Consider the following 9,110-nt stretch of genomic DNA (forward strand, 5'->3'; position numbering starts at 1 on the left):
CCCGCCCCGACCTGAACCCCTGGAAACTCCCTGACCACCCCCACGGAGGTCCCGGAGAGGGGGTGGTCAGGGAGATGGAAGGGCGCCTGTGCAGGTCGGGGCGGGGGTCCGGAGGTGGCCCTGTCACACCTCGTTTTACGGGTCGGTTTACACCCACGGCCGTCCCCGGCCGACGCGAAACTGGTACCAGTAAGCACTAACTCGCTACCGGGATCTGCTGCCGTCGGGCAGCGCGACCGGAGCGCGTTACTGGGGTCAGTAACCCACAACTCGCTCTGCGGATCTGCGGGTGCCGGCCGCGAGCAAGTTGGTGCGAAAGCTCCCCTTCCCCGAGCGGAGCAAGGTGGAGTCGGGGAGTGTCCCCCGACCGAGGGCGGTCGGGGGCGGGCTTGCTCTACAACTGGCCCTACAACTTGCCCGTCAACGTGCCCTACAACTTGCTCTACGGCTTGCCGTACAACTTGCCCCGAGCCGACGCCGACGCGGTCTCCGACGTGCGAGTCAAGGGGGTCCGGCCGCGCCGACTACTTCCCCACGACACCCTCCCCGGGCGTCACGGCGATGCCCGGCCCGAGGTTCCGCCGGCCTTTCCGCGCGGTGACGTCCTGGTGCTCGACTTCCCCCAGGAGTGCGTCCGGCTCGGCTCGTTCGGCGGGCAGAAGCCGCGGGCCGGTGTCGGTCGACGGCGTGCTCCTGGTGGTGCTCGGACCGGTGCCCAGCGGGCGGCGCATCGTGCTCATGACGGCAGTCTGCCGCCGCGCCAGCGCAGCATTTGCACGGTCCGTATCGGCGCTGGAAGTGCCGATACCTTGGTCCTCCGCATCGAGGTCGCGCCTCTGGTCGCGTCTCTCGTCGCGCTCCTGGTCGCGGTTCTCGTCGCGCCTCTGGTCGCGCCTCTGGTCGCATCGGCGGCCGTCGTACGAGGGCCTTCGGCGTACGGCCTGAGCAGGGAGACCAGGGGTCGGAACGGCACCGGTTCCGGCGCCGACTACTTCCCTGGGGAGCCCTCTGGCGACGGAGTTGCAAGAGATGTCAGGCAGCCGACGCGTTGAGAATGCCTAGGTGTGTTCTGTGCCGGGCTTTGTAGCAGGGGCCGTAATGCAAGAGGTGTGCCCGTGTTGATCTTGCTCGTAATGCATGAGGTGTGCCCGTGTTGATCTTGTCGGCGTGGGCCTTCGGATCGGAATGCAAGGGTGTGTCATCGCTCTCGGGTCGGGCCGTTCGGTCGTGATGCATAGGTGTGGGGGATCTGTTCGAGGGCGTTCGGTCGGCGTGACACCTCTTGCAACTCGGGTCGGGGTGCAGTCCGTACGGCGGGACCGAGTGCAGAAGTGCCAGAGGTGCGCGGTCGCGGCGGTCAAAAGTGCCAGAGGTGTACGGCCGTCGGGCTCGTGCTCCTGGTGGTGGTCGGCGTACGTCATCTCGGAGACGTACCGGGGTCGGCGGTGACGTACTTGAGGAACGCGGCCGGGGTCGCCGCGGTGAAGCGCCGGCGCTTTCGTCGGTGGGACGCGCCGCCCTACGAGACGTGCCGCACCGCGTACGGTCGGGCGGCATGAAGCACGACACCCCGAGGGACGCCGAGGGCGCGAAGCTGTGCGCCTGGTGCGGCGAGCCGATCCGGCAGAGCGGCGTCGGCCGGAGCCGCGACTACTGCCGCCGGAGCTGCCGACAGCGCGCGTACGAGGCGCGCGTCCAACGCGAGGCGGTGGTCACCGCCGTGGCGTCGGCCATCGCGCGCCGAGATTCGTCACGTGTCGAAAGCCGGTCCACCCCGGTTCCGTCACGTGACGAAACGCGGGCACCGGTCCCGGCGGCCGATCCGGGCGACGGGTGGGTGCGGTCGATAGACGAGGTGGACGCGCAGCTGCGCGAGATCGAAGTCCGCCGGGCCGCGCCGCCTCCCGTGCAGCCGAAGCGCCGGCGCCTTGCTCCGCCCCCGTCGACGGAGGCTCCGACCCTCTTCGAGCCCGAGGCCGCCGACGGCGAGTAGTCGCGGCCGGCCTTTCGCGCGCCTGCACCACGGCGGGGCCTGAGCGGGGGTTCCCTCCGGTCTGGGCGGCAGGGCTTGCCCCAGAGCGCGCCGACGCCGGGGCCGCCAAGGCTGCCTCCGGCACGCTTGCGCTCCGGCCTTGGCGGCCCCGGTGGCGGTGTGCTGGCCTCCGGTGCCGTTCAGACCGGAGGGAACCCCCGCGACCCGCCGACCACCCACGAACCTGCACCCGAAAACAGGCCGCCCCTCTGGGACTGGTGGCCCCCCGGAGGGCCGCCGGAGGCTCTGTGAGCCGCAGACGGGCACGGACAGCACGAAGCCCCCGCCGTGGGCTTCGACGGGGGCTCTGAGGGGCGTACGGGGCTAGTCCTGGTCGTCGTCCAGGGGCGCGTCGATGTCGAGCACGAGCGAGCCACGGACCTCCCCGCGGTTGGTGGGGTGCTGGAACACGGCGGTCAGCCGGGTGCCGCCCTCGAACCGGTTGGACTCGCGCGATGCGTCGGCGTCCAGGACGCGGCACCACTCGTCGAAGACGGAGCGGCGGTCGTTCTCGCTGAGGCGGCCGAACTTGGTGACCTCGCCGCGCAGGGCACCGCTGTTCGTGATGGTCCAGTCGAGCGGGTACCGCTCCGCCTTGATCGCGGCCTTCACCAGGCTGTCGAGCACGCCGATCGCGCGGTACTGCCAGCCGTTCAGGTCGGTGGTGGTGATCTGTCCGAGCGTCATGGGTTCCTCTTCGGGTCGGTGGGGCTTCGGCGGTGGAGAGGTCACTCCCCGATGGGCACCCGGGCCCCGGGTGCGTAGACGTCCTCCCAGTAGCCGAGCGGGCGCTCGTCGTCGTGGAAGGTCAACGTGGTGACGAGCACGGAGACGGACACGTGCGGCGGCGCGTCGATCTCCAGGGCGTTCAGCTCGTCTTGGGACGCCTGGCGGGCGTGCGCGGTCCGCTGGCCCTTCACGACCTCGCGGCCGGTCCGCTCGGTGTAGAGCTTGTCGAACTGCTTCACCATCCGGACGTCCTCGCCCAGCTCGGGGACCACCGCCGTGGTGTGCGGCGGGTACACCGAGACGCCGACCGACGTCGGCTTGTCGTCCTGGCGGAAGACCCGGATGCGGATCACGGCCTCTTCTGCGGGCTCCAGGTCGAGCGCCGTGCAGATCTCCGGGTCGTGGACGGAGCGGAGCATCACGCGGTGCCCGGATGAGGTCTCGCCGGGCGCGTACCGGAGCCCGTTCTTCTCCATCCGGTTCAGCCGGTCCGCGCCCGTGATCACGAGCGGCGACTTCTCCACCACCGTGCCCAGGGCGCCACGGGAGCTGACGAGCCCCTCGCTCTTGAGCAGGCCGAGCGCGCGGCTCACGGTCTTGGACGCCACGCCGAACTGCTCGCGGATCTCGGTGACCGACGGCAGCGCGTCGCCCGGGGCGAGTTCCCCGGCCTTGATCAGTGTGCGGAAGTGGGCCGCCACGTCGGCGTACCCCTTCCCCTCCGGTGCCTTGTATGCCACGGCTTCTCCCTCTTTGTCAGAACGTCGCGCTCCCCCGAAGGTACATCAAGGATGGCCCCAAGGTACATATCTTGCTTCCGGACGGTGCTTCATGTACCTTCATGCCGTCGGCAAGGTACGTGAAGTACCTGGCTGCCGACAGATTCGTACCTTCGGCATGAGAGGTCCCGTCGTGGCCACAACGAACGTTCCGCCCCAGGCCGGGGCAAATGGCGCGCAGTCCAAGGGCGGCGCGAGCACCAAGAACAACAACTTCACCGGATTTGCCCCGAAGTTCGGGCTCAACGTCAACGTCACCTCGAACGGGAACGGGCAGCAGGGCGGCGCTCCGGCCAGGGGTGGCCAGCAGGGCGGCGGCGGGTCGCACTTCGTCCTCGGAGAGCCGGACTTCAACACGACCGAGGACGTGCGGAACTACTGCAACCACGTCCGCGCGCTGATGATCCAGGCCGCCATCGAGCTGGCCATGGCGAGCAAGATCCTGGAGGCCCGCCTCGCGCAGGCCCAGACGCTGCCTGGCGACAACCCGATCCAGGGCCGCATGAGGGCGCTCAAGGTCTCCCGGAAGCTCAAGAAGGCCGCCGACGGCGCGACCGCCGCCGCGAAGTCGGCCGTCGGCGCGTACGGCGCCTTCACCCGCGAGTACGCCGACCTGATGCGTCCGCGCCCGCAGCGCGCCGCCTCCACCAACCCGTTCAAGTTCTGAGAGGCGGACGCCATGACCAGCAGCAAGGACGCATCGCAGCAGCAGGAAGACCGCCTCAACTCCGGGTCGTCCACCTCCGGGATGGGCGCCTGGCTCTGGCACCGGGCCAAGCCGTACACCCCGCCGTGGATCGTCACCGGCGTGGTCGGCCTGGCGGGTGCCGGCGCCCACGAGCTGTGGGGCAACGCCCCGTGGCCGGGCGTCGGCCTGACCCTCGCCTCGGTCGGCCTCACGGCCGCGACCTGGTGGGCGGGCAAGTCGACGGGGCAGCAGCGCCGCCTCCACTCCGCCATCACCGTGGCGGCCGGGTCGAGCTGGTTCACCGCCGCCGCCCTGTCCGGCCCGTTCACCGGCCCGCTCCCGGACCTGTACCTGATGGGCGGCGCGAGCCTCGCCCTGACCTGGAACATCCGCCAGATCATGCGGTCCAGCACCGGCGAGACCTCCGGGTCCGACTCGGACAAGGGCCTCCTGGAGAAGGTCGGGCTCGCCCGCACCAAGCTCAAGGACGTCAAGGTCGAGCCGAACAGGGTCACCGTGCCGTACGAGCTGCCCGCCGGTGAGCTGACCAACGACGACGTGGCCAAGGCCATCCCCCGGATCGCCTCCGCCCTCGACGTGCCGACGACCGCGATCCGCGTCAGCCACGACCCCGACTCCGCCAGGAAGGGCCAGTTCGTCATCGTGCCCGAGGACATGCTCAAGACCCCGACCGTGTGGCCCGGCCCGTTCGCGCCCGGCGAGACCATCGCCGTGCCGCTGCGCCTGGGCGTCTACGACGACGGCAGCGACCTGCTCCTCCCGCTGCTCGACGCGATCCACCTGCTCGTGATGGGGATGACCGGCTCCGGCAAGACCGAGGGCGCGCTCGACATCCTCATGGACCTGCTCACCCGCTGCGACGTCGCCGTGTGGCTCGCGGACGCCGCGAAGTCGGGCCAGGACTTCCAGCCGCTGCTGCCCGCGCTCGACTGGGCAGCGCTCGACACCCCGTCGGCCGGTGCGATGGTCGCGGCCGTCCAGGCCGCGATCCCCGCCCGCACCGCCTGGCTGCGCAACCACGGCTACCGCGCCTGGGAGCCCGCGGCTGCGATGACGCAGACCAACCCCGCGCACTCCTGCACGGCGGGCCGGGCGTGCGGCTGCGCCGGACTCCAGTACCTGCTCGCCTGGTTCGAGGAGGCGGCGAAGCTCCTGCGCGAGCTGGGCGACGACGTGTTCACCGGCATCGCCCAGGAGGCCCGCTCCGCCGGTGTCTCCCTGGTCGTCTCCATGCAGCGCGCGAGCGGCTACCAGCTCTCCACCGACACCCGCGCGAGCCTCCCGGCCGCGATGTGCTTCGGCGTGAAGGGCGACGACGCCGGGTTCGCCCTCCCCGAGGAGGTCCTCGACGCGGGCGCCAACCCCGCCGCCTGGGGCAACAAGCGCAAGGGGTACGTGTACCTGGTCTCCGCCGGGGTGGACGAGGACCTGTACGCCAACCCCGCGCGGACGTTCTGGACCGGCCCGTCGGGCGAGTACGAGCGGGCCGCCGCCTGGATCGTCCGGGAGTTCGCGGCCGTGCGCCCCGAGCTGGACGCGGTGACGGCCGCCGCCGCCGAGCGGGTCGCGGGCACGCTGTTCACCGGTCGCCGCGAGCGTGCGGCCGGCGCCCCGCTCCCCGCCGCCCCGGCCCCGGTCGAGCTGACCGAGGAGCAGGAGTCGGCGCAGGAGGTTGCCGCGCTCGTCGACCAGGAGGACGCCGAACTCGACGCGACCGCCGAACTGCCGGGCGCCCCCGGGTCGGCCGCGCTCCCCGACGCGAAGCCGTCGCCGGAGGAGGCCCGCGAGCTCCTGGACGAGATGGTGCGGATGCTCGCCTCGGTCGGGTCCGGCACGGTCGCTGTCCGCGACGTGACCCCGTACCTCGACCGGATCGGTCGTGACCGCTCCTGGGTCTCCAAGGAGATGAAGAAGCTCGCGGAGGAGGGCCGCCTCGCCCCGACCGGCGAGCAGGGCGTGTACCGCCTCATCGCCACGATGGCCGCCGCCTGAGCGGGCCCGCACAGCCGCACAGTGCCGCACAGCCTCACAGCGCGAATCCCCACGTCACGCGGCGTGTGAATCGCCCCGCACACCGCCTCGCACAGCGCGCCGCACACCCCCCGCACACCGAACGACGACGGACCGCCCCGACTCAACCGGGGCGGCCCGCGCAGCGACCACGGAGGTAACCCGTGACCACCGACCCGAAGCATCTCACCGACTCCGAGGCATCGGCAGAGGCCGCCCGCCTGATCGCCGAGGCGTACCGCCCGGCCCCGGTCGTGCCGACCTCGTACCGCGACGACTCCCCCGTCCCCGCCTTCGGCCCCACGCCCCCGGTCCACCAGGAGGACCACCGGATCGTCCCGGCCTGGGCCGCCGGGATCGCCGTGGCCTCCATCGGCGTCGGCGCCGGCGTCACCGGCATCGGCTGCGGAGCCTGGCTCGTTCTCCAGGGCCTCGCCTCCGTCACGCTGTCCGGCGTCCTCATGGTGACCTTGCCGTTCGCCGGGCTCGCCGCCGCCGCGACCGCCATCGGCTCCGCCTTCGCCCGCGTCCGCCGCGCCTCGACCACCAACGTCTACAAGGGCACGGTCGTCCAGCGCACCGAGGTCAGCGCGACCGCCCGCGGCTTCCTCTCCCGCGCGAAGGCGGGGCGGTGACCATGCGGCTCAACACGCAGGAGCAGGTGGACCAGGCGGAGAAGGTGCTCCGCCTGTCGTGGGTGATCGTCTTCGGCGTCATCCTGTTCTCGGTCTTCACCGTGACGCCGCTGGTCGAGCGCTCGACCCCGCCCGGGTGGGAGTGGTCGGCGCCGATCCTGCCGCTCGTGGTCGACGTCGCGGTCGTCATCTCGATCCGGGTCGACGCCATCGTCGCCCGCCTCGGTGGGTCGACCAGCGGCTGGCCGATCGTCCTCCGGGTGCTCACCGGCGGGACGTCGGTCGCGCTCAACATCGGGTTCAGCGCGCTCAAGGGCGACCTGGTGGGCGTCGGAGTCCACATGGCCGCGCCGGTCGTGCTCATCGTCGTTGCCGAGGCGTCGCTCAAGTGGCGGCGCGAGATCGCCGCCGCCACGGTCCGCATCGAGGCGGAGCGCCGTGAGCGCGAGGAGACCCGCCGCCGCGAGATCCGTGAGCGCGAGGACCGCGCCCGCGCCGACCGTGAGCGCGAGCAGGAGGCCCGCCGGGTCGAGCGTGAGCGCCAGGAGGCCGCCGACCGTGAGCGCCGCCGCGAGGAGACGGCCGAGCGTGAGCGCGAGCGTGAGCACGCCGCCCGCGTCGCCCGCGAGGAGCGTGAGCACGAGGCGAAGTTGGAGGCGGACCGCGAGGAACGCGCCGCCGCCCGGCACCGCGAGGAGCAGGAGCGCCAGGCCCGCGAGCGCAAGGCCGAGGCCGACCGGCGCGAGCGTGAGCGCCGCGAGCAGGAGGACGCCCGCAAGGCCAAGGAGGACGCGCAGAAGGCCGAGCGGGACCGGAAGGCAGCCGAGGCCCGCCGGGCGCCTGTGGCGGCCGTGAGCCCCGCCGTGAGCACGCCCCGGCCCGCCGTGAGCGCCACGGTGAGCGCCCCCGCTCACGACGACGCGCCCACCAAGCTCACGGAGGCCGACGCCCGCCAGGCCGTGGCCGACGGCGTGAGCGCGGGCCGCTCACAGCGGGAGATCGCTGCGCTCACTGGATGGTCCACGGGGTGGGTCGCGAACCGCGTCCGGGAGCTGGGTGAGGCGGCATGAGCACGCGCCGGAGCCTCTTCCTGCTCATCAAGTCATGGCGCGTGCGCGCCGCCCTGCTGTGGCTCGCTCACACCCCGTCGACCGTGGCGGCCCCGTTCGCGGTCGTCGGCGCGCGGGTCGTCATCGGGTGGGGCAACCCCGGCTGGCTCCCGCCGGCCGCCGGGTGGACCACCGCCCTGCTCGTCATCGCCACCGCCGCCGGGATGCGGCTCCACCACGAGATGGACAAGCCCGGCGTCCCCTGCCGCTGGTGCGACATGGACTTCGAGGAGGACCGAGCATGAGCCGCCGACCCGCGATCCACGACGCCGAGCCGAGCATCGTCACCAGCCACGGCGCCGACTTCTTCGGGCAGGACCGCCACCTCCTCAAGGAGGTCGCCGCCCTCGCGGCCTGGGTGACGAACTCCGTGTCGTACAACGACCGCCAGGCCGTCGCCCCGCTCGTCGCCGCGCTGGAGTTCCCGAAGCCGTGCACCTTCCCGGCCGCCGACGTCGCGCTCGTCGCCGAGCAGCTGCTCAAGGTCTCCCGCACCCGGCACCTCAAGCCGAAGGCGTCCGCCCTCGCCCGCGCCCTGGCCGACGCCGCCGCCCGCGCCGCCGCCGACGGCGAGCCGTGGGAGTGGACGGTCGAAGCCGCGTAACACCGAAGCCCCGCCGGCCTTTTCGGCTGGCGGGGCTTCCTTCGGTCCGTCAAATCACATCCGCCCCAAGGGGCGTCGCCCGTATATCGGCTGGTTGTCCGTCGCTTTGTGGCAGGCTCAGCGCCACAACATCAGACAACGCAAAGGGCCCGCCGGTAGCACGGCGGGCCCGAGCGAACACCAGGCTTCCTCGACTTTCCACGGACTCAGGATTGGTGCTCACGTAGTGCATTCCCATGATGCAGGACCACAGGCCCCCTTGGCGACCGCTCCCTCGGACGCGTCGCTGACCGGGGCCGTTCGTGTGCCGAAAGCGGCCCGCGCCCGCTGCCGGAACTGCGGGAAGCGCTTCACGCGGAAGCGCGCCGCACAGGTCTTCTGCGGGCCGAACTGCCGCAAGCGGGCGGCGGACGCTTCCACCCCCCCGAAAACGGGCTCTGACCTGCGGGAACAGGCCACCGGAGGTGGCCACCTCGGTAAAGGGTTGACAGAGTTTTCCAAGA

General features: G+C 71.9%; 10 protein-coding genes. 7 read left to right on the forward strand and 3 right to left on the reverse strand.

Going from position 1 to position 9,110, the window contains the following annotated elements:
- Positions 1–524 precede the first annotated feature (524 nt).
- The gene (locus ABZ659_RS35385; RefSeq protein WP_360228968.1) at positions 525–740 is read right to left on the reverse strand and encodes a hypothetical protein; all 216 of its coding nucleotides are present in this window, start codon (positions 738–740) and stop codon (positions 525–527) included.
- 815 nt (positions 741–1,555) lie between these two features.
- Between ABZ659_RS35385 and ABZ659_RS35390 the strand changes: the two genes are divergently transcribed.
- Positions 1,556–1,993 (forward strand): hypothetical protein, encoded by a 438-nt coding sequence (locus ABZ659_RS35390; RefSeq protein WP_360228971.1) that lies wholly within the window; start codon positions 1,556–1,558, stop codon positions 1,991–1,993.
- Between the two features lie 363 nt (positions 1,994–2,356).
- Here ABZ659_RS35390 and ABZ659_RS35395 read toward each other — a convergent pair whose 3' ends face one another.
- Both ABZ659_RS35395 and ABZ659_RS35400 read right to left on the reverse strand, forming a co-directional pair.
- A complete protein-coding gene (locus ABZ659_RS35395) occupies positions 2,357–2,719 on the reverse strand; it encodes a hypothetical protein (protein ID WP_360228974.1) in 363 nt (120 codons plus the stop codon).
- Between the two features lie 41 nt (positions 2,720–2,760).
- Positions 2,761–3,501 carry a GntR family transcriptional regulator gene (locus ABZ659_RS35400; protein WP_360228977.1) on the reverse strand — a complete coding sequence of 247 codons (741 nt, stop codon included), beginning with the start codon at positions 3,499–3,501 and terminating at the stop codon, positions 2,761–2,763.
- Positions 3,502–3,673: 172 nt separating this feature from the next.
- Here ABZ659_RS35400 and traA point away from each other — a divergent pair, with 172 nt between their 5' ends.
- From traA to ABZ659_RS35430, 6 genes are all read left to right on the forward strand, one after another.
- A complete protein-coding gene (traA, locus tag ABZ659_RS35405; protein ID WP_360228980.1) occupies positions 3,674–4,207 on the forward strand; it encodes a plasmid transfer protein TraA in 534 nt (177 codons plus the stop codon).
- A gap of 12 nt (positions 4,208–4,219) precedes the next feature.
- Positions 4,220–6,241, forward strand: a complete 2,022-nt coding sequence (traB, locus tag ABZ659_RS35410; RefSeq protein ID WP_360228983.1) for a plasmid transfer protein TraB — start codon at positions 4,220–4,222, stop codon at positions 6,239–6,241.
- 182 nt (positions 6,242–6,423) lie between these two features.
- Complete coding sequence (locus ABZ659_RS35415; RefSeq protein ID WP_360228986.1) at positions 6,424–6,894, forward strand: hypothetical protein; 471 nt, start codon at positions 6,424–6,426, stop codon at positions 6,892–6,894.
- A gap of 2 nt (positions 6,895–6,896) precedes the next feature.
- Entirely contained in the window at positions 6,897–7,964 is a 1,068-nt protein-coding gene (locus ABZ659_RS35420) for a hypothetical protein (protein WP_360228989.1), read from the forward strand.
- Positions 7,961–8,248, forward strand: coding sequence for a hypothetical protein (locus ABZ659_RS35425; RefSeq protein WP_360228992.1), 288 nt, complete (start codon positions 7,961–7,963; stop codon positions 8,246–8,248). The genes ABZ659_RS35420 and ABZ659_RS35425 overlap by 4 nt, the downstream gene beginning before the upstream one ends.
- Positions 8,245–8,607, forward strand: a complete 363-nt coding sequence (locus tag ABZ659_RS35430) for a hypothetical protein (RefSeq protein ID WP_360228995.1) — start codon at positions 8,245–8,247, stop codon at positions 8,605–8,607. Before ABZ659_RS35425 ends, ABZ659_RS35430 begins: the two co-directional genes overlap by 4 nt.
- Positions 8,608–9,110: the final 503 nt, after the last annotated feature.

Origin of the sequence: Streptomyces sp. NPDC006997, assembly GCF_040635175.1 — a bacterium.
Classification (GTDB): domain Bacteria; phylum Actinomycetota; class Actinomycetes; order Streptomycetales; family Streptomycetaceae; genus Streptomyces.